Genomic DNA, 21,542 nt, shown 5'->3' on the forward strand with positions numbered 1-21,542 from the left:
TCGCGAACAGCTTGGCGACGCTACAGCGAATGCTTGGCCAGTTACGGTTCCCAGAGCGGCCATCCATCCGGAATGCGTGACGGACAGCAACTGCTGCAAGGCAGACATACACCTTCCCCCTATCTCAATCCGCCGACAAACCTCACTCCATAGCCGCGAGCTCTCGACGCCTTTCTGACGAACGGACTCCTCGCCCCTACCCCATCCACAAGGCACTCGTGGCCCGCGCCACAAAACGCTCCCCCGGCGCCACAAACCAACAGCCGCCACCCCTCCACCGCATAAAATCCCCCCACTGCGCAGCCCAGGCCGCGCAGCCGCTGGGGGTGTTGCCGCGCGATGCGGGGCGACTGAGAAAGTCCCTTCGAACCTGATTGAGGTAATCCTCGCGCAGGGAAAGCATGTTCTGACCGGGGCCGTTCATGGCCACCCGCGTCCCGCACGTCTTCGCCCTGCCCAACCGTCCAAGGATGACGTTGTGGCATTTAAAAGAAAAGTGGGCCTAGCCCAAGTACAGCAAGGGCTGTCCGCTCTCGTTTTCGCAGCAACAGGCGTTTCCGCCCAGACCGCGCCCGACACAGCTCCCACGCTCAAGGCCGTAACCATCGACGATCGCCGCGCGGCGCCGCAGGCCGACATTGCCGGCTTTGGCGATCTGCCGCTGCAGGAGGTGCCGGTGTCTGCCACCGTGATCGACCGGGCGCAGCTGCAGGCCAGCGGCGCGCGCCGGCTGGCGGACCTGACGCAGTTCGACCCGGCCGTCACCGACGCCTACAACTCGCCCGGCTACTGGGACTTCCTTACGGTGCGCGGCTTCGTGCTGGACAACCGCTTCAACTACCGGCGCGAAGGCCTGCCGATCAGCGCCGAGACCACGATCCCGCTCGACAACAAGGAGCGCATCGAGATCCTCAAGGGCACCAGCGGCATCCAGGCCGGCACCAGCGCGCCCGGCGGCCTGGTCAACTATGTGGTCAAGCGCCCGACCGAGCACGACCTGCGCGAGGTGCGCGTGGAGACCACGTCGCGCGGCAGCCTGCTGGGCGCGGTGGACCTGGCTGGGCGCTTTGGCGTGGACCGCGAGTTCGGCTACCGCCTGAACCTTGCGCAGGAGCGCCTGCGGCCGCTGGTGCACAACCTGGACGGCGAGCGCAGCCTGTTGTCGCTGGCCACCGACTGGCGCATCAGCCGCGATTTGGTGCTGGAGGCAGAGGTGGAATGGAGCCGCAAATCCCAGCCCAGCCAGGCCGGCTTCAGCCTGCTGGGCAATACCTTGCCCGCGCCGGTGGACCCGCGCATCAACCTCAACAACCAGCCCTGGTCGCAGCCTTCGGTGTTCGAGGCACTGACGGGCACGCTGCGCTTCCAGCAGGCACTGAACGACCGCTGGCGCTGGTCCGCGCAGCTGGGGCAGCAGCGGCTCAAGAGCAATGACCGGCTGGCCTACCCCTTTGGCTGCAGCGCCGAGGGCAACTACGACCGCTATTGCTCTGACGGCACCTACGACCTGTACGACTTCCGCAGCGACAACGAGCGCCGGCTGCAGCAGGCTGCCAACCTCACGGTGCAGGGCCATGCGCAGACGGGCAGCGTTGCGCACGACCTGTCGTTCGGCGTACTGGCCAGCCGCGTGCGCAACCGGTTCCAGAACCAGGCTTACAACTACGTCGGCACCGGCAATGTCGCCGGCACGCTGTTCACGCCGGCGGACCCGGCGCTGAACGACACCAACACCAACCGCGACGAGCATTCGCTGGAGTTCTCGGCGCAGGATGCGATCCGCTGGAACCCGCGCTTCACCACCTGGGCCGGCCTGCGCCACACGCGCCTGTCGCGCGAGAGCGTGCGCACCGATGGCACGCGCCCGACCGACTACGACGCCGGCCTGACCACGCCCTGGCTGGCTGCCAGCTACGCGCTGGCGCCGGGCCGCATCGTCTACGCCAGCTACGGCCAGGGCGTGGAGTCGCAGATCGTGCCCAACAAGCCCTCGCAGTACACCAATGCCGGCGTGGCCCTGCCCGCGATCAAGTCGCGCCAGTGGGAAGTGGGCATGAAGGGCGGCAACGAGGCGCTGGCCTGGCAGGCGGCATGGTTCCACATCGTGCGGCCGGTGACCAACCTGGATGCCTGCAGCCGCCTGGGCATCACGCCGTGCGAAGGCGCCTATGAAGGCAATGCACGCCACCAGGGCCTGGAGGCCAGCGCCCAGTGGCGGCAGGGCCCCTGGCGGCTGGCTGGCGGCGTGATGCTGCTCGACGCCAAGCGCCAGGGCAGCACGGCCGAGCCGTCGGTCAACGGCCAGCGGCCCACCAACGTGCCCAAGCGCACGCTGCGCGCGCAGGCGGGCTACTACGTGGCGGCGCTGCCGGGCCTGGAACTGGTGGGCGGCCTGTCGCATGAAGGCCGCCGCGACGTGCTGCCCGATGGCACGATCGAACTGCCGAGCTGGACGCGCCTGGACACGGGCCTGCGCTACGAGCAGAAGCTGGGGGGCACCACCCTGCGCTGGCGGGCCAGCATCGACAACCTGCTGGACCGCCGCTACTGGAAGGAGTCGCCCTACCAGTACGGCCACGTCTACCTGTACCCGGGCGCGGCGCGGACTTTTCGCATCGCTCTGAGCACGAGCTTTTAAGACCCGCAATTTTCTGTATATAATCTGAGGCTTGTTCCTCGATAGCTCAGTCGGTAGAGCGCCGGACTGTTAATCCGTAGGTCCCTGGTTCGAGCCCAGGTCGAGGAGCCACCTACAAGCCGCAAGGCCTCTGGAAAACCCGCTATGTTCTGCATAGCGGGTTTTTTCTTTTGCCGATCCGCATGTCCACCACCTGCTGCATTGCATTCGTTCCATGACAGACCACTACGCCGCCCTGGGGGTGAGCAGCCACGCGTCGCTGGCCGACATCAAGAAGGCCTTCCGGCAGCAGGCATCGCTGCACCATCCGGACCGCAACCCTTCCCCCAACGCGGCGGAGCGCTTCCGGGCGGTGCAGAAGGCCTACGAGGTGCTGTCGGACCCGGCACAGCGCGAGGCCTACGACAGCAACCGCCGCCGCAACCTGCTGGACGACCCGCTGGCCACGGCGCAGGACATCTGGCACTCGTATTTCAAGAGCATCCTTCCTTCATGAAACTCTCACCCTACTTTCGCGACCTGCGCTCGGCTTACCAGGCAGAGCTGGAGGACCTGAGTTTCGACTCCGAGGACAAGAACGTCCTGCGCCAGCGCCTGACGCAGAAGCGCAATGAAATGGCCTTCCTGGTGCAGATGATGGAACTGAGCCCCGAGATGGTGGCGGTGGTCTTCCACCAGGGCTTTCGCTTCACCGGCCCGTCCAGGATGGAGCATCTCCTGGGCCTGCACGCCGGGCAACTGCCCGCCTGGGACAGCCTGAAGGACAGCATCCAGCTCGAACCCTGGGCCCAGGGCCTAGCGCAGACGGTGCTGCGCGAGCCTGGCGGCAGCAGCTTCATGACGCTGGCCGCCGTGCTCGAGTACCTCTACCACCACGTACGCCCGGCCCCTGCCCCCGCGCAGGAGGAGGCGGACGCCGAAGAAGACGGCGACGACACCAGCGCCGACGACGACTTCAGCCGCTTCGACGCAGACGACGCGCGCGATCCGCAGGACCGGCGCACCCGCGAAGAGGCCGGCGCAGACTGGCTGGCCGACCAAGGATTTGACCGCAAGGACTGACAGAGGCAGCAGACGCATATGAACCATCACCTGGCACTCATCACCCAGACCAAGAGCCTGATCGCCGCCGGCGACATCGTGGGCGCCGAATCGGCCCTGGCCGAACTGGCCGACACCGAGGGCGACAACGCGCTCATGGTGGTACTGGACCAACTGGCGCCCAAGGACATCCTGGCCGTGATGCGCGAGTACGACGACTCCAAGGCCTCGGTCGTCAACCTGCTGGTCACACCCGAACAGTTCGCCCGCGCCATGGTGCTGGAGAAGCAGTACAAGGACCTGAGCCACACCCACCTGCGCAACATGGTCAACGCGGTGATCTTCCGCGACGGTGCCGATCCGCTGGAATTCCTCAACGCCATCGGCGACCTGGAGGGCGGCAGCGAGGCGCTGGCCAACTACTTCGCGGAAAAGTGGAGCCGCGTGGAGGCCTTCGCCCGCACCGGCAGCTTCGACGCCGTGGAGGACTACGACCCCATGCTGTCGGAGGAGCAGTTGATGGCCTCGGCCTACGTGCAGCCGCGCGTCACGCTGGACGAGGTGGCCGACGGCGACTGGATGCAACTGGCCTGGCTGCTGCGCTACGAATGCCGCGACCTGTTCATCGAAACCCTGCTCGTGCTGCGCGCCAAGGCCCGCGCGCACGACGAAGGCCTGGACGAAGGCGACGCGCCGGAGGAAGAGGACGACGGCAAGGTCGAGACCACCGACACCGACCGGGGCAAGGCCACGCCCGCCGCGCGCGCGTCCGACGAGGAATCGGCCATCTGACGACGTCCGCACATGCCCACGTCCCCCTCCCCCCGCCCCTCATCGGCGCTGTCGCTGCACGACGGCCGCCCCTTTTTCGAGAAGGCGCTGGCCTATGGCCTGCAGCACGGCCTCATCGACGCCGCCAGGCTGGACGCGCTCAACAACGAGGCGCCCAAGGGCATGGTGCAGATCGCCCGCCACTTCGGCAGCGAGTACCTGCGCCCCGAACTCGAGAAGGCCCGCGAGCGCATCGTCAACCTGGTGAGCCTTTATCTCGAGGAGAGCTGCGGCGGCGACCTGCACAAGGCGGCACAGTCGCTGCAGGAGCATTCATTCCTGTCGCGCTCCAAGGGCGGCTCGGACATGCTCAAGCGCCTGATCGCCATGCCCGAGAGCAGTCACTTCGGCATGTCGGGCGTTGCCGATGCGCAGACCGCGCTGCTGGCGCAGTGGTCGCTGCGCAGCCATGCCGAGTACCAGGCCGAACTGGCGCGGCGCAGCGCAATCGGGCAGGCCATCGAAGCCGCGCTCTGGCTGGTGCGGCCGTTCGCCCTGGATGCCGGCGACCTGGAAGAGGCGGGAGCCGACGCCGAGTCGGTCATCCGCACCGGGCTGCTGCTGCCTGCCCTGGCCCCCCAAGGCACCGAGTGGCCCAATGCCCCGGCCTTCGAAAAGATGGTACTGGCCTGGCGCAAAAAGAAGGCCGCCCCAACGCTCAGCCTGCCAGCGGCGCTGCCAGAGCCTCTGCGGGACACGGTCCAATCCCTGCTCCCCGGCGTTCAAACGGATCTGGCAAGGCTGCTCGACGCCAGCCAGCCGATGCGCCCGCTGCTGCGCGCCACCTCCGCATTCAGGGGCCGCTATTTCCTGCTGGAGGACCCGCTGGCAGAGATCGACCACTACCACCACGCGCTGGAAGAGGACGCGCCCGCCCAGCCGCCCAGCCGGACCTGGCTCCGGCTGACGCAGGATCACGACGACGAGCCCTCGCTGCTCACGCTGTTCCTGTGCCTGGCGGCGGGCGCTCCGCGCAAGACGCTGCTCACCGAGAAGACGGCCGCCAGCCTGGTACGCAAGATCCGCAGGACCGGCCTGCAGCCCGAACTGGCCACGGCATTCATCGACAGCCACGCCCCCGGCGCCTACCGGGACGACTACCGCAGGATGTGGCACAGCTTCCTGCAGGAGTCGGAGCGGACGCTGCGCAGCGACCTCGACTACCAGCTCCGCGACGCCCTGGCCCTGCTGCGCCGGGAGTGCAATGTGGCAGCGTAGGCGCGATACATAGACGCCTGTTACCCGCGCATTTGCCAGGCCCGCCGCCAGGGTGTACCGTACATGGACAAGCAAGGAGATCGCCATGACCCTCTACTTCTATGCGGCCATCGCACTGATGCTGGCGTGGGCTGCGCTACCCCTGATCACCACGGCCCAGGACTGGCTGCACCAGCGTTCCTGACGCCGCTTCCGAACGGCAACTGCCGCCGGGACTTCCGGCAGTCGATGCGGGCGCTGCGATCGCCAGTTCGGGCGCGCCATGGAACAATCATGGTTTTTGGCCGCCCCGGCAGCCCAGATGACGCGCCCCATCCCCTGGCTCGATGAATTCAGCCCCTTTCCTGCAGCAGCCCAGGCCTGGGGCGATGCGGATCCCGCGCCGGGACTGCTGGCCGCAGGCGGAACGCTCGACGTTGCGCGCCTGCTGCAGGCGTACCGCCATGGCATCTTTCCGTGGTTCAGCGCCGGGCAGCCGATACTCTGGTGGAGTCCGGATCCTCGCATGGTGCTGCGGCCGTCCGCCTTTCGCCTGCACCGCTCCCTGCGCAAGACCCTGCTGCGCTTCATGGCGCAGCCAGCTTGCCAGATACGCATCGACCATGACTTCGCGTCGGTGATCCAAGCCTGCGCCCGTTCACCGCGCGAAGGGCAGCAGGGGACGTGGATCCTGCCTGAGATGGAGCGCGCCTACATCGCCCTGCATGCCGCGGGCTACGCCCACAGTGTGGAGGCATGGATCGACGGGCAACTGGCCGGCGGACTCTACTGCGTCGCCATCGGCAGGGCGGTCTTCGGCGAGTCCATGTTCGCCCGCCGTACCGACGCCTCGAAGATTGCATTGGCCGCCCTAGTGGCGTTCTGCCGCCACCAGGGCGTCGACATGGTCGATTGCCAGCAGAACACGCGGCATCTGGCCTCGCTCGGAGCCTCGGAAATCCGCCGGGCGGAATTCCTGGAGGCGATGGCCGCAGCGTCCGGGCAAGCACCCCCCGACTGGAGATTCGACCCCGTATACTGGAATTCACTCCTCAGCCCCTTGCAGCCCGCCGCGTGACGCACCTCAAGGATCTTCCGCTGCATGCCCTGCAGTTCTATGCAACGGCGCCCTATCCCTGCAGCTACCTGCCGGAGCGGCAGGCGCGCTCCCAGGTGGCCACGCCCGGGCATCTGATCCACAACGACATCTACAGCGAGCTGATCGCCAAGGGCTTCCGGCGCAGCGGCATGTTCACCTACCGACCGTACTGCGATGGCTGCCGCGCCTGCCAGCCGCTGCGGGTCTTGGCCGATCGCTTCAGGCCCGACCGCAGCCAGCGCCGCGCCTGGCAGCAGCACAGCCGGCTCCAGGCGCGCGTGCTCAAGCTGTGCTACCTGCCGGAGCACTACGAACTCTACCTTCGCTACCAGAATGGCCGCCACGCCGGCGGCGGCATGGACCACGACAGCATCGACCAGTACACGCAGTTCCTGCTGCAGAGCCGGGTCAATTCGCGCCTGGTGGAATTCCGCGATACGCGGCCCGACGGCAGCGCCGGTATCCTGCGCATGGTTTCGATCCTGGACATCGTCAATGATGGCCTGTCCGCCGTCTACACCTTCTACGCGCCCGAGCCCGGCGCCAGCTACGGCACCTACGGCGTCCTGTGGCAGATCGAGCAGGCACGGCAATTGGGGCTGCCGCACGTCTACCTGGGCTACTGGATCGAGGAAAGCTCCAAGATGCGCTACAAGGCGCGCTTCCGCCCCTATGAGTTGCTGGTTGATGGAAGCTGGCAGGCACGCTGACGCCAGCACGCCTGCTCATTCCGCAGGAGCAGGATTGCTTTTCACAAGATAAAATCAAAACCCGTTGTCTCAGACAGGTTCCATGAAGAAGACAGACTCCGGCGTGCCCGCCACGCCCAGCGTCCAGGTAATCGAACGGATGTTCACCCTGATCGACGTCCTGGCCTCCCGCGAAGACGCGATTTCGCTCAAGGAAATCAGCGAGCGCACGGGACTGCATCCTTCCACCACGCACCGCATCCTCAACGACCTCACCATCGGCCGCTTCGTCGACCGCCCCGAGGCCGGCAGCTACCGCCTTGGCATGCGCCTGCTGGAACTGGGCAACCTGGTCAAGGCCCGGCTCAGCGTGCGCGACGCCGCCCTGCTGCCGATGCGCGAACTGCACAAGCTGATCCAGCAGCCGGTCAACCTGAGCGTGCGGCAGGGCGACGAAATCGTCTATGTGGAGCGCGCTTACAGCGAACGCTCGGGCATGCAGGTGGTGCGCGCCATCGGTGGCCGGGCACCCCTGCACCTCACGTCCGTGGGCAAGCTCTTCCTGGCGGCGGACGACCCGCAGCGGGTCCGCGCCTACGCCACCCGCACCGGCCTGAGCGGCCATACGCGCAACAGCATCACCCAGTTGCCGGTACTGGAGCGCGAACTCTCTCGCGCCCGCCAGTACGGTTCGGCGCGCGACAATGAAGAATTGGAGCTGGGCGTGCGCTGCATGGCCGCCGGGATCTACGACGACCAGGACAAGCTCGTTGCAGGCTTGTCGATATCGGCTCCGGCCGACCGCCTGGACGAGAACTGGCTCCCCAAGCTGGAGGCCACGGCCCGGGAAATTTCCGAGGCACTGGGTCACCGCCCGCCGCAGCACCGCCCCTGAACGCGCGCATGTACAGCCTGCCCCCGAGCAGGGCAGGCAAACCGCTGCGCGCCTCAGCCGTCGGTGTGCTTGACCAGCTCCGTCGCCGCAGTCGGGAACGACTCCACCCAGTGTCGCACCCGTTCCGCGTCCGCCACGCGGCTCAGCTTTCCGGCGGAATCGAGGAACACCATGATCAGCTTGCGGCCGGCGATCCTGGCCTGCATGACCAGGCATTGCCCGGCTTCATTGATGAAGCCGGTCTTCTGCAGCCCGATGTCCCAGGCGGGGCTGTGCACCAGGCGGTTCGTGTTGTTGAACTGCAAGGTGCGCTTGCCGACTTCCACCGCAAAGCTGGGCGAAGTGGTGAGTTCGCGCAACATGGGCTCTTTATAGGCCGAAGCCACCAGAGTGGCCAGATCACGGGCGCTGGACTGGTTGCGGCTGGACAGGCCCGTGGGCTCGACATAGCGGGTGTCCGCCATGCCCAGCATCTGCGCCTTGGCATTCATCAGCGCGACGAACGTGGCCAGGCCGCCAGGATAGGTACGTCCCAGGGCGTGGGCGGCACGGTTCTCGCTGGACATGAGCGCCAGGTGCAGCAGCTCCGCGCGGCTCAGCGTGGTGCCCACGACCAGGCGGGAACGGCTCCACTTCTCGGTATCCACGTCGTCCTGGGTGATGGTGATCATCTCGTCCATCGGCAGCCGCGCTTCGCTGATGATCAGGCCCGTCATGAGCTTGGTGATGGAGGCGATCGGCAGCACGGCGCTGTCGTTCTTGCTCAGCAGCACCTCGTGCGTGTCCTGGTCCATGACGAAGGCCACGCTGGACTTCAGATCCAGAGGGTCTTGCGCAGAATGAAGGCCGGCGAGTTGGCCGAACGAGGGGCGCTGGGGCGCGTAGGCCACGCGCGTCACGGGAGCTTTGCGGGCCGACAGAGTCCGACTGACCCGCGTCGCAGTGACTGCCTTGCGGGGCCCCACCTGACGCGCCTGCCGCTGCTGAACCGCCACCGTGGAATGCGCCTTGACGGCGGCCTTCTTTCGCTGCTGGCCGGCCTCCGCGGCCGGCTGCACCAGCAAGGTTGCAAATACGGCTGCGGTGAGGGCCCGGGCCAGGCGACGCAAGACGGGGGGGTTACGGCTTGACATCATTGGTGCTCCGCGGCGGAAAAGTAGGCAAGGCCAGGAGTTTAATGGACTCAAAAAAACGCGCAAGATCAATTACTTGCGCGCCGTAGTTCAAGCTCTGCCAAATTTACAAAAAAATGTATCGGCTGCCGCAGCGGCAAGGCGACATTGGAGCACAAAAAAGCCGGGGGCCCGCCAGATGGCGGACTTCCCGGCTCTGCCGCATGCAAGCCTCAGACCGGCACGGCTTCGCTCTCGGCCGGCACCGGGGCAGCCGAAGTGGACGAGCGGGCCAGCCCCGACAGGATGGCCTTCAAGGAGGCGGACACGATGTTCACATCCATGCCCGCACCAAACAGGCTGGGGCCGTCATCGACCTGCATTTCGACATAGGCAACCGACTTGGCATCGGCGCCGGAGCCCATCGAATGCTGGTGGTAGTCGAGCACGCGCACGGCGTGGCCGGTGGCTTCGCGCAGGCCGGCGACGAATGCGTCGATCGGCCCCGTCCCCTGGCCGGCGACCTCGCGCTGGCCATCGGTCCAGTCGATGCGCGCCTCCAGGTGCACCGTGTGGCGTCCATTCACGCTGTCCTCGGCGACCCGGTGCTCGGGCACATCGATGGACCGCAGGCGGTACTCCTGTTCGAACAGCGCCCAGATATCGCGCGCCGTCATTTCCTTGCCGCTGGCATCCATGGCGCGCTGCACCACCTGGCTGAACTCGATCTGCAGGCGGCGCGGCATCTCGAGCCCATATTCGCTCTCGAGCAGGTAGGAGATGCCGCCCTTGCCGGACTGGCTGTTGACACGGATCACGGCCTCGTAGCTGCGGCCGACGTCCTTCGGGTCGATGGGCAGGTAGGGAATGTCCCAGATGTCGCCCTCCTTGCGTGCCGTGAAGGCCTTCTTGATCGCGTCCTGGTGCGACCCGGAGAACGAGGTGTAGACCAGGTCGCCGACGTAGGGGTGGCGCGGGTGCACCGGGATCTGGTTGCAGTACTCGACCGTGGCGCGGATCTCGTCGATGTTGGAGAAATCCAGCCCCGGCGGCACGCCCTGCGTATAGAGATTGAGCGCCACGTTCACCAGGTCCAGGTTGCCGGTGCGCTCGCCGTTGCCGAACAGGCAGCCTTCGATGCGGTCTGCACCGGCCATGAGCGACAGCTCGGCGGCCGCGGTGCCGGTGCCGCGGTCATTGTGCGGATGGACCGACAGCACGATGGCGTCGCGCCGCGCCAGGTGGCGGTGCATCCATTCGATCATGTCGGCAAAGACGTTGGGCGTGGAATGCTCGACCGTGGAGGGCAGGTTGACGATGCACTTGCGCTCTGGCGTTGGCCGCCAGACCTCGGTCACGGCGTCGACCACGCGCTTGGAGAAGGCCAGGTCGGTGCCCGAGAACATTTCCGGCGAATACTGGAAGGTCCACCGGGTGTCGGGCTGCCTGGCCGCGCAGTCTGCGAACATGCGGGCGTGCATGGTGGCCAGCTCCACGATGCCGTCCTCGTCCATGCCCAGCACCACACGGCGCATGACGGGCGCCACGGCGTTGTAGAGGTGGACGATGGCGCGCGGCGCGCCCTGCAGCGATTCGAAAGTGCGCTCGATGAGATGGTCGCGCGCCTGGGTCAGCACCTGGATCGTGACGTCGTCGGGTATGCGGTCCTCCTCGATGAGCTTGCGCACGAAGTCGAACTCGGTCTGGGACGCCGACGGGAATCCCACCTCGATTTCCTTGAAGCCGATGGCCACCAGGGTCTCGAACATGCGCATCTTGCGCTCGATGTCCATGGGCTCGATCAGCGCCTGGTTGCCATCCCGCAGGTCGGTCGACAGCCACACGGGCGCCTTCGTCAGCACGGCATCGGGCCAAGTGCGGTCCTTCAGGCCGACCGGCGGGAAACTGCGGTACTTGGTAGAGGGTTGCTGCAACATGATGGAATCTTTCTGCGATGGTGAAAACCAGCAACCCCCAAAAGGAAACGGCCCGTTGCTGGTGCAAAACGGGCCGTAGAGTGAGGTTTACGCGTGCGCTACCGTCTCTGCCCGTCGAGCAGTAGTAGTAGGGACAGCGAAATCTTGGTCATGGAGCGCGACTCTAGCACAGGCGGCGCGCGCCCTGCAAGCGCCGGCGTCAGCGATGCCAGTTGCGCTCGTCCGGCTCCTCGGTGGAGGTGCTGATGACGCTCGCCGGGCGTCCCTTGAACCGGCGCCAGGCATAGACCGCGTAGCCGCTCAGGCCATAGGCCACGAAGATGCCGAACAGCACCGTGGGCGGATCGATGTTGATGACGGCAATGCCCAGGGCGATCAGCACGATGGCGGCGAAGGGCACGCTCTTCTTCATCTGCACGTCCTTGAAGCTGTAGAACGGCACGTTGGTGACCATGGTGAGGCCGGCGTAGAGGGTGAAGGCGAACGTGATCCAGGTCACCTGCGGCCAACTCATCCAGGACAGGCCGCCATTGCGCGCGCCCGCATCGTTCATGAGCCAGATGAAGCCGGTCACCAGTGCCGCGGCAGCGGGCGAGGGCAGGCCCTGGAAGTAGCGCTTGTCGACGACCGTGGTGTTGACGTTGAAGCGCGCCAGCCGCAGCGCGGCACAGGCGCAGTAGACGAAGGCGGCGATCCAGCCCCAGCGTCCCAGCCCGCGCAGCCCCCACTCGTAGGCAATCAGCGCGGGAGCGGCCCCGAACGAGACCATGTCCGAGAGCGAGTCCATCTGTTCGCCGAAGGCGCTCTGGGTATTGGTCATGCGCGCCACGCGGCCGTCCAGGCTGTCGAGCACCATGGCAACGAAGACGCCCGCGGCGGCAAGGTCGAAGCGGCCGTTCATGGCCATGACGATGGCGTAGAAGCCCCCGAACAGCGCGGCCAGCGTGAACAGGTTGGGCAGGATGTAGATGCCTTTGCGGCGCTTGCGCACCACGACTCCATCGTGGGCGGGGTCCAGCGGGCGGGGGGCATTCGGCATAAAACGGGTCCTTTGGAGCGCAGCAGGCGAGTGTAAGAGCGCGCAGGCGCAAGGCGAAAAAGCAAAGGCCACCGCAGGGTGGCCCTTGCCGTCAAGCACGCAGGATCAGTTGCGCGACTGGTCCACCAGCTTGTTCTTGGCGATCCAGGGCATCATCGCGCGCAGCTTGGCGCCGACCTGCTCGATCTGGTGCTCGGCGCCCAGGCGGCGGCGGCTGATCAGCGTGGGCTGGCCGGCGGCGGCCTCCAGCACGAAGCTCTTGGCGTATTCGCCGGTCTGGATGTCCTTCAGGACCTGCTTCATGACCTTCTTCGTCTCGTCCGTCACGATGCGCGGGCCGGTGACGTACTCGCCGTATTCCGCGTTGTTGGAGATCGAGTAGTTCATGTTGGCGATGCCGCCTTCGTAGATCAGGTCCACGATGAGCTTGAGCTCGTGCAGGCACTCGAAGTAGGCCATTTCGGGCGCATAGCCGGCTTCCACCAGCGTCTCGAAGCCGGCCTTGATCAGCTCGACGGTGCCGCCGCACAGCACGGCCTGCTCGCCGAACAGGTCGGTTTCGGTTTCTTCGCGGAAGTTGGTCTCGATGATGCCGGCCTTGCCGCCGCCGTTGGCCATGGCGTAGGACAGCGCCAGGTCACGCGCCTTGCCGCTCTTGTCCTGGTGCACCGCGATCAGGTGCGGCACGCCGCCACCCTGGGTGTAGGTGCCGCGCACGGTGTGGCCCGGGGCCTTGGGCGCGACCATCCACACGTCGAGGTCGGCGCGCGGCTGCACGAAGCCGTAGTGCACGTTGAAGCCGTGGGCGAACACCAGCGAGGCGCCCTGCTTGATGTTGGGCGCCACGTCGTTCTTGTAGACGCTGGCGATCTGCTCGTCGGGCAGCAGGATCATGACCACGTCGGCCTGCTTGACCGCATCGGCCACTTCGGCGACCTGCAGGCCGGCCTTGCCGACCTTGTCCCACGAGGCGCCGCCCTTGCGCAGGCCGACCACGACCTTCACGCCGCTGTCGTTGAGGTTCTGCGCGTGCGCATGGCCCTGGCTGCCGTAACCGATGATGGCGACGGTCTTGCCCTTGATCAGGCTCAGGTCCGCGTCTTTGTCGTAGAAAACTTTCATGGATATAGCTCCGGTTCTTGTTGGCGAATCCGCCCGTCGACAGGCTCTGGGCGATGGCCGATGGACTCTCGCCTTGCAAGGGAAACCCGCCATGCTGAGCCTGTCGAAGCACAGCGGGAAGGGGAAAAACTCAGGCCGGCTAGACCCGCACCACGCGCTCGCCGCGGCCGATGCCGCTGGCGCCCGTGCGCACCGTCTCCAGGATGGCCGTGCGTTCGATGGCCTGCAGGAAGGCATCGTTCTTGGACTGGTCGCCGGTCAGCTCGATGGTGTAGCTCTTCTCGGTGACGTCGATGATGCGGCCGCGGAAGATGTCGGCCATGCGCTTCATCTCCTCGCGTTCCTTGCCGACGGCGCGCACCTTCACCATCATGAGTTCGCGCTCGGTGTAGGCGCCCTCGGTCAGGTCGACCACCTTGACGACTTCGATCAGCCGGTTCAGGTGCTTGGTGATCTGCTCGATCACGTCGTCCGAGCCGGCCGTCTGGATGGTCATGCGCGACAGGCTGGGGTCCTCGGTCGGCGCCACCGTGAGCGATTCGATGTTGTAGCCGCGGGCCGAGAACAGGCCCACCACGCGGGAGAGTGCGCCGGGCTCGTTCTCGAGCAGGACGGCGATGATGTGCTTCATGGGATGAGATTCCTCTTTTCGCCGCCCTCCCCCGCGCACGGTAATGCGCGGGCTCGGCGGTCAATAGATTCGTCGAAGGGATGGATGCTATCTATTTGATAGCATGAAGCCCAGGCGGCACCAGGGCTTCAGCCGATTTTTGTCTGGATTTCAGAGATCCTCGCTGCCCAGCAGCATTTCGGTGATGCCCTTGCCGGCCTGGACCATCGGGAACACGTTCTCGGTGGGATCGGTGCGGAAATCCATGAACACCGTGCGGTCCTTGAGCTTGCGCGCCTCGCGCAGCGCCGGCTCCACGTCCTTGGCATGCTCGATCAGCATGCCGACGTGGCCGTAGGCCTCCGCCAGCTTCACGAAGTTGGGCAGCGCGTCCATGTAGCTGTGGCTGTAGCGGCCGGAGTATTCGATCTCCTGCCACTGGCGCACCATGCCCAGGTAGCGGTTGTTGAGCGAGCAGATCTTGATCGGCGTGTTGTACTGCAGGCAGGTGGAGAGCTCCTGGATGCACATCTGCACCGAGCCTTCGCCGGTGATGCAGAACACCTCGCTCTCGGGCTTGGCCAGCTTCACCCCCATGGCGTAGGGAATGCCCACGCCCATGGTGCCCAGGCCGCCGGAATTGATCCAGCGGCGCGGCTCGTCGAAGCGGTAGTACTGCGCCGCCCACATCTGGTGCTGGCCGACGTCGGAGGTGATGTAGGTCTCGACGTCCTTGGTCATGTTCCAGAGCGTCTCGACCACGTACTGCGGCTTGATCACGTCGCCGTCGCCATGCTCGTACCTGAGGCAGTCGCGGCCGCGCCAGCCTTCGATGGTCTCCCACCAGCTGGCCAGGGCCTGGGCGTCGGGCCTGAGCGCCGACTCCTTGACCATGGCGATCAGCTCGGTCAGCACGTCCTTCACGTCGCCGACGATGGGCACATCCACCTTCACGCGCTTGGAGATGCTCGACGGGTCGATGTCGATATGGATGATCTTGCGCTCGTTCTGCGCGAAGTGCTTGGGGTTGCCGATCACGCGGTCGTCGAAGCGCGCGCCCACGGCCAGCAGCACGTCGCAGTGCTGCATGGCATTGTTGGCTTCCCAGGTGCCGTGCATGCCCAGCATACCCAGGAACTTGCGGTCCGACGCCGGATAGGCGCCCAGGCCCATCAGCGTGTTGGTGACCGGGTAGCCGAGCATATCGACCAGCGTGCGCAGTTCGTTGCTGGCATTGCCCAGCAGCACGCCGCCGCCGGTGTAGATGTAGGGGCGCTTGGCGCCCAGCAGCAGTTGCAGCGCCTTGCGGATCTGGCCGCCGTGGCCCTTCCTGACCGGGTTGTAGGAGCGCATCTCCACGGTCTCGGGGTAGCCGGCGTAGGCCACCTTCTTGAAGGACACGTCCTTCGGGATGTCCACCACCACCGGGCCGGGACGGCCGCTGCGCGCGATGTGGAAGGCCTTCTTCATCGTCATGGCGATGTCGCGCGGGTCCTTGACCAGGAAGTTGTGCTTGACGATCGGGCGCGTGATGCCAACCGTGTCGCACTCCTGGAAGGCGTCCAGGCCGATGGCCGCCGTCGGCACCTGGCCGCTGATGATCACCATCGGGATCGAATCCATGTAGGCCGTGGCGATGCCGGTGACCGCATTGGTCAGGCCCGGACCGGAGGTGACCAGCGCCACCCCGACGTCGCCCGTGGTGCGGGCGTAGCCGTCGGCCGCGTGCACGGCCGCCTGCTCGTGGCGCACCAGAACGTGCTGGATGCTGTCCTGCTTGTAGAACGCGTCGTAGATGTAGAGCACCGCGCCGCCCGGATAGCCCCAGATGAACTGGACGCCCTCGGCCTGGAGCGACTTCACGAGCACTTCTGCGCCCATGAGCTCTTTCGGTTCGGTGGAGGATGCGGTGCGCGCGCCGGCGGCGGCTGCCGAAGCGATTTCGGCCTTGGAGATTTCCATGATCAACCTTTGCGAATTTCTCTAACGAAAAACCTTGGGTGCTCCTTCACCCAACCCTCGTGAGGCGGTGTCGGAACTTAGGATCCGCGGACATGGGCGATGTGCTTTTACGCCGGACCGGGACCCGTTTGCCTTTTGATGTGCAGCGCGGATTATTGCATTTCGCCGCGCCCGGCCCCGCGCGCACCGCAAAAAATAAGGCGATGCGATAATCCGCCGCGCCCCACAGGCACCCCGAACGAGGCGCATGCGCGCCCCCGAGCCCCCACAGTGCCGCCCGTAGCGGCCGGACTTTCTTGGCCACCGAACGCGAACTCTCCGACTTCCTGAAAAGCGTCGAAACGCGCGCCTTCAAGCGCTCGGTGTATCACGTACGCAACGAAGAGGCGGCACTGGACATCGTGCAGGACAGCATGCTGCGCCTGGCCGAGCACTATGGCGACCGGCCGGCCGACGAACTGCCGATGCTGTTCCAGCGCATCCTCTCCAACTGCACGCTGGACTGGTTCCGGCGGCAGAAGACGCGCAATGCGATCTTCTCCAACATGAGCGATTTCGAGGTGTCCTCGGAGGACGGCGACTTCAACCTGCTCGACACCCTGCAGATCGACGACGGCAGCCACCGCACCGAGAGCGCGGAGGACACCACCCGGCGGGCACAGGTCCTGCAGCAGATCGAAGCAGAAATACAAGAATTGCCGCCGCGTCAACGCGAGGCTTTCCTGATGCGTTACTGGGAGGAAATGGACGTGGCAGAAACCGCCGCGGCCATGGGCTGTTCGGAAGGCAGCGTCAAGACCCACTGTTCGCGTGCGGTCCAGGCCCTCGGCAAGGCGCTGAAGGCAAAGGGAATCCAGATATGAACAAGTCGCAAACACTCACCACCGCCCATCTGCAGGACGAATTCGGCGAGCGCATTGCCGCGCGCCTGTCCGAGGGCGCCCGGCAACTGCCGCACGACCTGTCGGAGCGGCTGCGCATGGTGCGGCGGCAGGCGCTGGCGCGCCGCAAGGTCGTGAACGTGCGGGCACGCACGGCCTCGGCGATCTTCGGCCAGGGCGCCACCGCCACCGCCACGTTCGGCTCCGGCAAACTGGGCTTCTGGGGCCGCCTGGCCACGGCCCTGCCGCTGGTGGCCCTGGTCGGCGGGCTGGTGCTGATCCATTCGGTACAGAACGACAACCGGGTGAGCGAACTGGCCGAGGTGGACGCCGCCCTGCTGGCCGACGACCTGCCAACCGCCGCCTACACCGACCCCGGCTTCGTGCAGTTCCTCAAGACCAGCGCCCACGAGCAGCACTGAACGCCCCGCATGATCAACGCGCCACACTGCCTGCCCGCCGCGATCGCCGCCCTGCTGGCCGCGGCCTGGGCGGTTTCGGCCGTGGCGCAGCAGCCGGCACCGGCACCCGCCTCCTCGGGCACAGGCGTGCATCTCTCGGGCAAGTCCGCCACCAGCCATGCATCGTCCAGGGCCGACTTCTCCAGCCTCGGCCGCAGCCAACGCCAGGCCCTGGCGCCGCTGGCGCCGCACTGGAGCGGCATGAGCGACACCCAGCGCCGCAAGTGGATTGCCATTTCGCACAACTTCGAGTCGCTGTCGGAAGCGGATCAGGCCCGCCTGCATGCGCGCATGAGCGAATGGGCCGGGTTGAGCAACCAGCAGCGGGCGCAGGCACGGCTCAACTTCGCCGAAACCAGCAAGCTCGCCCCGGACCACAAGAAGGAGCGCTGGGAGGCCTACCAGGCCCTCAGCGAGGAAGAACGCAAGAGGCTCGCTTCGAGCGGCGGCGCGGCCCGCCCGGCGGGCGCGGCGGCGGCGGTGCGGCTCACGCCCTCGCCGCGGCTCACCCCGCTGCCTGCCGACGGCAGGCAGCCGCCCACGCGCATCGGCGTGTCGCCGACCCAGGTGGATCACAATACGCTCCTTCCGCAACACCTTGCGGCGCAGCCGGCGCTGGCACCGGCTGCGCCGGTTGCCGCACCTTGAGCGTCCTTGCCGATCGATGAACCTTGAATCCGGGCTAAAAGGCCCACAAGCCCAGGAAACACCTCGGCTTTCAGCTATTAATTTAATAGCGCCCTCATTGCCGCGCCGCATGGCCTGCTGGCTGTACGAGGGCATGCTGATGTTCGGCGTGGTGTTCATCGCCGGCTACCTGTTCGGCACCCTGAGCCAGACCCGCAACGCCCTGGACAACCGGCATGCGCTGCAGGCTTTTCTGTTCGTGGTGTTCGGCATCTACTTCGTCTGGTTCTGGTCCAAGGGCCAGACCCTGGCCATGAAGACCTGGCACATCCGGCTGGTCGATGCAGCAGGCCGCCCGGTCACGCAGCCGCGCGCGCTGGCGCGCTACGTGCTGAGCTGGCTGTGGCTGCTGCCGCCGCTGGCCGGTGCCGCGCTGTTTCACCTGGACGCGGCCGAGACCTCGGTCATCGTGCTGGGCTGGGTCGCGGTCTGGGCGCTGCTGAGCCGCTTCCACGCGCAACGGCAGTTCCTGCACGACGCGCTGGCCGGCACCCGGCTGGTGAGCGTCCCTGCCCTTCCCCCCAAACGCTGAGCATGTCCACTCCCACCTTCTCCCTTTGCGTCTATTGCGGCTCGCGTCCGGGAAAGGACGCGCATTTCACCGAGACGGCGCGCGCCGTCGGCACCTGGATCGGCGCGCGCGGCGGCCAACTGGTGTACGGCGGCGGCCACAACGGCCTCATGGGCGTGGTGGCCGACGCCACGCAGGCCGCCGGCGGACGCGTGGTGGGAGTGATCCCGCAGTCGCTGGTGGACAAGGAATTCGCCAACCGGCGCTGCGAGGAACTGCACATCGTGCAGACCATGCACGAGCGCAAGGCCATGATGGCCGAGCGCGCGGACGCCTTCCTGGCCTTGCCCGGAGGCATCGGCACCTTCGAGGAACTGTTCGAGGTCTGGACCTGGCGCCAACTGGGCTACCACGCCAAGCCGGTCGGCCTGCTCAACGCGGGCGGCTACTACGACGGCCTGCTGGCCTTCCTGCGGCAGAGCGTGGAAAGCGGCTTCATGAACCCGTGGCAGATGGAGCTGCTGCAGGCCGGCGACGACGCCGCCGCGCTGCTGCCGGCCCTGGTGCAGGCGGCAGGCCATGGCGGTGATCGGGGGCCGCTGCGCAGCGTGATCTGACACGCCGTCTCAGACCGCCGACTCGTCCTCCTCGCCGGTGCGGATGCGCACCACGCGCTCCACGCCGGTGACGAAGATCTTGCCGTCGCCGATCTTGCCGGTGCGCGCGGCGTTCACGATGGCCTCCACGCAGCGGTCCACGTCCTCCGTATTCACCACCACCTCGACCTTCACCTTGGGCAGGAAGTCCACCACGTACTCGGCGCCGCGGTATAGCTCGGTATGCCCCTTCTGGCGGCCGAAGCCCTTGACCTCGGTGACGGTAAGGCCGGTAACGCCGCACTGGGCGAGCGCCTCACGCACCTCTTCGAGCTTGAAAGGTTTGATGACGGCGGTGATCTGCTTCATGGATGTGTCCTGTTCTTCAAGGGTCGGGCGAATTCGCGGGTGATAGCGTAACGCCAGTCCGCGCGGAATGCGCCCGATGCCGGGCGTGCAATTCGGTTATCGAGAGGCAGCCTCGCTGGATTCTCCGGCCTCCTCGGTTGCCGCAACCACTACGGCCTGCCATGCAGCGTCATGCCCAGCCCGCGCCCCGGCTTCCGACGATCGCGGCTGCCGGCGGCGCAGAACCGGCGCCGCACGCCGGCGCAGGTTTCTGCGCTGTGGCACGATGGCCCGCCACGCCTCGAAAGCTGCCCCGCCTTGCCACACTCCCCGTACCAACTGCGCGTGTCCGATGCCGCAGGCGGCATCGACGCCGCCGCCTGGGACGCCCTGCTCGCCGCCCAATCCCAGCCCACGCCCTTCATGCGGCATGCCTACCTGTCGGCGCTGCACGACAGCGGCAGCGCCACGCCCGCCACCGGCTGGACGCCGCTGTTCTTCACCCTCTGGCAGGGTGCCGGGCTGCGGGCGGCCTGCGTGCTCTACGCCAAGCCGCATTCCTACGGCGAATACGTGTTCGACTGGGCCTGGGCCAACGCCTATGCCCAGCATGGGCTGGACTACTACCCCAAGGCGGTGGTCGCCGTGCCCTTCACCCCGGTGCCGGGCGCGCGGCTGCTGGCGCGCGACGCCGACGCGCGCCGCCTGCTGGTGCAGGGGCTCGTCGCCTGGTGCGGGGAGCAGGGCCTGTCCTCGCTGCACCTGCTGTTCGGGGCCGGGGAAGACATCGACGCCTGCCGCGCCGCGGGCCTGATGCTGCGCCATACCGTGCAGTTCCACTGGACCAACGCGGCCTATGGCGGTTTCGACGATTTCCTCGCCAGCCTGTCGCAGGACAAGCGCAAGAAGATCCGCCAGGAGCGCCGCAAGGTGGCCGAGGCCGGTGTGCATTTCCGCTGGGCGCGCGGCCGCGACATTGCATCGGCCGACTGGGACTTCTTCTACCGCTGCTACGAACGCACCTATCTCGAACACGGCAATGCGCCCTACCTGAGCCGCGACTTCTTCCACCGCATGCAGGCGGACATGCCCGAACACTGGCTGCTGTTCGTCGCCGAGCGCGCGGGCCGGCCCATTGCTAGCAGTTTGATAGCTATAAGCCAAGATACCACCTGGGCTTCAGGCCAATTTCATGCAGAAAAGGTGGCCTACGGCCGCTACTGGGGCGCGCTGGAGCGGGTGGACTGCTTGCACTTCGAGGCCTGCTACTACCAGCCGCTGGCCTGGTGCATCGCCCATGGCTTCGACCGCTTCGAGGGCGGCGCGCAGGGCGAGCACAAGATGGCGCGGGCGCTGCTGCCGGTGGCGACCACCAGCGCGCACTGGCTGGCGCGGCCCGACTTCGCCGACGCGGTGGAGCGCTTCCTGGAGCGCGAGGGCGAAGGCGTGGCGCGCTACCTGGAAGACCTGGAGGCGCGCTCGCCGTTCCGGCGGCGCTGAGAAGCGCCGGCGCTCAGAAGGTTTCCCAGTCGTCGTCGGAGCCGGCCCCGGCCATGGCCGGGGCCGGGGCGGTCGCAGGCTTGCTGGGCGGCGGCGTTGCCGGCTTGGCGGCTGGCGTTGCCAGCTTGGCGGTGGGCGTTGCCGGCTTGGCGGCGGGCGCGGGCGCACGCTCGGGGGCCGGAGCCGGCGAACTCCCGGCGCTGGTGCGCAGCGCCGGCAGCGGGGCCCTGGGGGCCGCGACCTTGGCCGTCACCGTGGACCTGTCTCTTATACACATCTAAAAAAGGGGGGGGGGGGGGGGGGGGGGGGGGGGGGGGGGGGGGGGGGGGGGGGGGGGGGGGGGGGGGGGGGGGGGGGGGGGGGGGGGGGGGGGGGGGGGGGGGGGG

General features: G+C 66.9%; 22 protein-coding genes and 1 tRNA gene. 16 read left to right on the forward strand and 7 right to left on the reverse strand.

The genetic code is table 11. The annotated features are described in order from the left end of the window. Positions 1 to 496 precede the first annotated feature (496 nt). The 9 genes from JHD63_RS09765 to JHD63_RS09805 all read left to right on the forward strand — a co-directional run bounded on the left by JHD63_RS09765 (position 497) and on the right by JHD63_RS09805 (position 8,390). Positions 497 to 2,638: a TonB-dependent siderophore receptor gene (locus tag JHD63_RS09765; RefSeq protein WP_370590459.1), complete on the forward strand. Its 2,142-nt coding sequence runs from the start codon at positions 497 to 499 to the stop codon at positions 2,636 to 2,638. Between the two features lie 35 nt (positions 2,639 to 2,673). Next, positions 2,674 to 2,749, forward strand: a tRNA-Asn gene (locus tag JHD63_RS09770). A gap of 103 nt (positions 2,750 to 2,852) precedes the next feature. Further along, complete coding sequence (locus JHD63_RS09775; protein ID WP_198970557.1) at positions 2,853 to 3,134, forward strand: DnaJ domain-containing protein; 282 nt, start codon at positions 2,853 to 2,855, stop codon at positions 3,132 to 3,134. Further along, positions 3,131 to 3,700, forward strand: coding sequence for a hypothetical protein (locus tag JHD63_RS09780; protein WP_198970558.1), 570 nt, complete (start codon positions 3,131 to 3,133; stop codon positions 3,698 to 3,700). The genes JHD63_RS09775 and JHD63_RS09780 overlap by 4 nt, the downstream gene beginning before the upstream one ends. A gap of 18 nt (positions 3,701 to 3,718) precedes the next feature. Then, positions 3,719 to 4,471: a hypothetical protein gene (locus JHD63_RS09785; protein WP_198970559.1), complete on the forward strand. Its 753-nt coding sequence runs from the start codon at positions 3,719 to 3,721 to the stop codon at positions 4,469 to 4,471. Positions 4,472 to 4,483: 12 nt separating this feature from the next. After that, on the forward strand, positions 4,484 to 5,728 hold the full coding sequence (locus JHD63_RS09790) for a hypothetical protein (protein WP_198970560.1): 1,245 nt from the start codon (positions 4,484 to 4,486) through the stop codon (positions 5,726 to 5,728). 301 nt (positions 5,729 to 6,029) lie between these two features. After that, entirely contained in the window at positions 6,030 to 6,785 is a 756-nt protein-coding gene (gene aat / locus JHD63_RS09795) for a leucyl/phenylalanyl-tRNA--protein transferase (protein ID WP_198970561.1), read from the forward strand. Further along, positions 6,782 to 7,516, forward strand: a complete 735-nt coding sequence (locus tag JHD63_RS09800) for an arginyltransferase (RefSeq protein ID WP_198970562.1) — start codon at positions 6,782 to 6,784, stop codon at positions 7,514 to 7,516. Before aat ends, JHD63_RS09800 begins: the two co-directional genes overlap by 4 nt. 82 nt (positions 7,517 to 7,598) lie before the next feature. After that, entirely contained in the window at positions 7,599 to 8,390 is a 792-nt protein-coding gene (locus JHD63_RS09805) for an IclR family transcriptional regulator (RefSeq protein ID WP_198970563.1), read from the forward strand. A gap of 53 nt (positions 8,391 to 8,443) precedes the next feature. Here the strand turns inward: JHD63_RS09805 and JHD63_RS09810 are convergent, their stop codons facing one another. From JHD63_RS09810 to JHD63_RS09835, 6 genes are all read right to left on the reverse strand, one after another. Beyond that, positions 8,444 to 9,523 (reverse strand): serine hydrolase, encoded by a 1,080-nt coding sequence (locus tag JHD63_RS09810; RefSeq protein ID WP_198970564.1) that lies wholly within the window; start codon positions 9,521 to 9,523, stop codon positions 8,444 to 8,446. A gap of 212 nt (positions 9,524 to 9,735) precedes the next feature. Continuing rightward, the gene (leuA, locus tag JHD63_RS09815) at positions 9,736 to 11,439 is read right to left on the reverse strand and encodes a 2-isopropylmalate synthase (protein WP_198970565.1); all 1,704 of its coding nucleotides are present in this window, start codon (positions 11,437 to 11,439) and stop codon (positions 9,736 to 9,738) included. Between the two features lie 199 nt (positions 11,440 to 11,638). Continuing rightward, complete coding sequence (pssA, locus tag JHD63_RS09820) at positions 11,639 to 12,478, reverse strand: CDP-diacylglycerol--serine O-phosphatidyltransferase (protein WP_198970566.1); 840 nt, start codon at positions 12,476 to 12,478, stop codon at positions 11,639 to 11,641. Between the two features lie 105 nt (positions 12,479 to 12,583). Continuing rightward, positions 12,584 to 13,600: a ketol-acid reductoisomerase gene (gene ilvC / locus JHD63_RS09825; RefSeq protein WP_198970567.1), complete on the reverse strand. Its 1,017-nt coding sequence runs from the start codon at positions 13,598 to 13,600 to the stop codon at positions 12,584 to 12,586. A gap of 139 nt (positions 13,601 to 13,739) precedes the next feature. Next, a complete protein-coding gene (gene ilvN / locus JHD63_RS09830) occupies positions 13,740 to 14,231 on the reverse strand; it encodes an acetolactate synthase small subunit (RefSeq protein ID WP_198970568.1) in 492 nt (163 codons plus the stop codon). 150 nt (positions 14,232 to 14,381) lie between these two features. After that, positions 14,382 to 16,172: an acetolactate synthase 3 catalytic subunit gene (locus JHD63_RS09835; protein WP_198970569.1), complete on the reverse strand. Its 1,791-nt coding sequence runs from the start codon at positions 16,170 to 16,172 to the stop codon at positions 14,382 to 14,384. Between the two features lie 296 nt (positions 16,173 to 16,468). Between JHD63_RS09835 and JHD63_RS09840 the strand changes: the two genes are divergently transcribed. Genes JHD63_RS09840 through JHD63_RS09860 form a run of 5 tightly spaced genes read left to right on the forward strand, consistent with a single transcriptional unit; the run spans position 16,469 to position 19,329 of the window. Beyond that, positions 16,469 to 17,035 (forward strand): RNA polymerase sigma factor, encoded by a 567-nt coding sequence (locus tag JHD63_RS09840; RefSeq protein ID WP_198970570.1) that lies wholly within the window; start codon positions 16,469 to 16,471, stop codon positions 17,033 to 17,035. Continuing rightward, the gene (locus JHD63_RS09845; protein ID WP_198970571.1) at positions 17,032 to 17,475 is read left to right on the forward strand and encodes a DUF3619 family protein; all 444 of its coding nucleotides are present in this window, start codon (positions 17,032 to 17,034) and stop codon (positions 17,473 to 17,475) included. The genes JHD63_RS09840 and JHD63_RS09845 overlap by 4 nt, the downstream gene beginning before the upstream one ends. A 9-nt stretch (positions 17,476 to 17,484) precedes the next feature. After that, positions 17,485 to 18,162 carry a DUF3106 domain-containing protein gene (locus JHD63_RS09850; RefSeq protein WP_198970572.1) on the forward strand — a complete coding sequence of 226 codons (678 nt, stop codon included), beginning with the start codon at positions 17,485 to 17,487 and terminating at the stop codon, positions 18,160 to 18,162. A 16-nt stretch (positions 18,163 to 18,178) separates the two neighbouring features. Continuing rightward, a complete protein-coding gene (locus JHD63_RS09855; RefSeq protein WP_198970573.1) occupies positions 18,179 to 18,733 on the forward strand; it encodes an RDD family protein in 555 nt (184 codons plus the stop codon). A 2-nt stretch (positions 18,734 to 18,735) separates the two neighbouring features. Continuing rightward, a complete protein-coding gene (locus JHD63_RS09860; RefSeq protein ID WP_198970574.1) occupies positions 18,736 to 19,329 on the forward strand; it encodes an LOG family protein in 594 nt (197 codons plus the stop codon). Positions 19,330 to 19,338: 9 nt separating this feature from the next. Here JHD63_RS09860 and JHD63_RS09865 read toward each other — a convergent pair whose 3' ends face one another. Beyond that, positions 19,339 to 19,677 (reverse strand): P-II family nitrogen regulator, encoded by a 339-nt coding sequence (locus JHD63_RS09865; protein WP_198970575.1) that lies wholly within the window; start codon positions 19,675 to 19,677, stop codon positions 19,339 to 19,341. A 297-nt stretch (positions 19,678 to 19,974) separates the two neighbouring features. Between JHD63_RS09865 and JHD63_RS09870 the strand changes: the two genes are divergently transcribed. Both JHD63_RS09870 and JHD63_RS09875 read left to right on the forward strand, forming a co-directional pair. Next, a complete protein-coding gene (locus tag JHD63_RS09870; protein ID WP_233167886.1) occupies positions 19,975 to 21,156 on the forward strand; it encodes a GNAT family N-acetyltransferase in 1,182 nt (393 codons plus the stop codon). A 53-nt stretch (positions 21,157 to 21,209) separates the two neighbouring features. Further along, positions 21,210 to 21,437, forward strand: a complete 228-nt coding sequence (locus tag JHD63_RS09875) for a hypothetical protein (RefSeq protein ID WP_198970577.1) — start codon at positions 21,210 to 21,212, stop codon at positions 21,435 to 21,437. Positions 21,438 to 21,542 lie beyond the last annotated feature (105 nt).

This window comes from Xylophilus sp. ASV27 (assembly GCF_016428875.1).
Taxonomy (GTDB): domain Bacteria; phylum Pseudomonadota; class Gammaproteobacteria; order Burkholderiales; family Burkholderiaceae_C; genus Xylophilus.

Coding starts and splice junctions, on each gene's coding strand:
- JHD63_RS09790 (WP_198970560.1), top strand. CDS start 4,484: ATGCCCACGTCCCCCTCCCCCCGCCCCTCATCGGCGCTGTCGCTGCAC.
- JHD63_RS09855 (WP_198970573.1), top strand. CDS start 18,179: ATGAACCTTGAATCCGGGCTAAAAGGCCCACAAGCCCAGGAAACACCT.
- leuA (WP_198970565.1), bottom strand. CDS start 11,439: ATGTTGCAGCAACCCTCTACCAAGTACCGCAGTTTCCCGCCGGTCGGC.
- JHD63_RS09860 (WP_198970574.1), top strand. CDS start 18,736: ATGTCCACTCCCACCTTCTCCCTTTGCGTCTATTGCGGCTCGCGTCCG.
- JHD63_RS09835 (WP_198970569.1), bottom strand. CDS start 16,172: ATGGAAATCTCCAAGGCCGAAATCGCTTCGGCAGCCGCCGCCGGCGCG.
- JHD63_RS09780 (WP_198970558.1), top strand. CDS start 3,131: ATGAAACTCTCACCCTACTTTCGCGACCTGCGCTCGGCTTACCAGGCA.
- JHD63_RS09775 (WP_198970557.1), top strand. CDS start 2,853: ATGACAGACCACTACGCCGCCCTGGGGGTGAGCAGCCACGCGTCGCTG.
- ilvN (WP_198970568.1), bottom strand. CDS start 14,231: ATGAAGCACATCATCGCCGTCCTGCTCGAGAACGAGCCCGGCGCACTC.
- aat (WP_198970561.1), top strand. CDS start 6,030: ATGACGCGCCCCATCCCCTGGCTCGATGAATTCAGCCCCTTTCCTGCA.
- pssA (WP_198970566.1), bottom strand. CDS start 12,478: ATGCCGAATGCCCCCCGCCCGCTGGACCCCGCCCACGATGGAGTCGTG.
- ilvC (WP_198970567.1), bottom strand. CDS start 13,600: ATGAAAGTTTTCTACGACAAAGACGCGGACCTGAGCCTGATCAAGGGC.
- JHD63_RS09845 (WP_198970571.1), top strand. CDS start 17,032: ATGAACAAGTCGCAAACACTCACCACCGCCCATCTGCAGGACGAATTC.
- JHD63_RS09805 (WP_198970563.1), top strand. CDS start 7,599: ATGAAGAAGACAGACTCCGGCGTGCCCGCCACGCCCAGCGTCCAGGTA.
- JHD63_RS09810 (WP_198970564.1), bottom strand. CDS start 9,523: ATGTCAAGCCGTAACCCCCCCGTCTTGCGTCGCCTGGCCCGGGCCCTC.
- JHD63_RS09785 (WP_198970559.1), top strand. CDS start 3,719: ATGAACCATCACCTGGCACTCATCACCCAGACCAAGAGCCTGATCGCC.
- JHD63_RS09865 (WP_198970575.1), bottom strand. CDS start 19,677: ATGAAGCAGATCACCGCCGTCATCAAACCTTTCAAGCTCGAAGAGGTG.
- JHD63_RS09850 (WP_198970572.1), top strand. CDS start 17,485: ATGATCAACGCGCCACACTGCCTGCCCGCCGCGATCGCCGCCCTGCTG.
- JHD63_RS09875 (WP_198970577.1), top strand. CDS start 21,210: ATGGCCGGGGCCGGGGCGGTCGCAGGCTTGCTGGGCGGCGGCGTTGCC.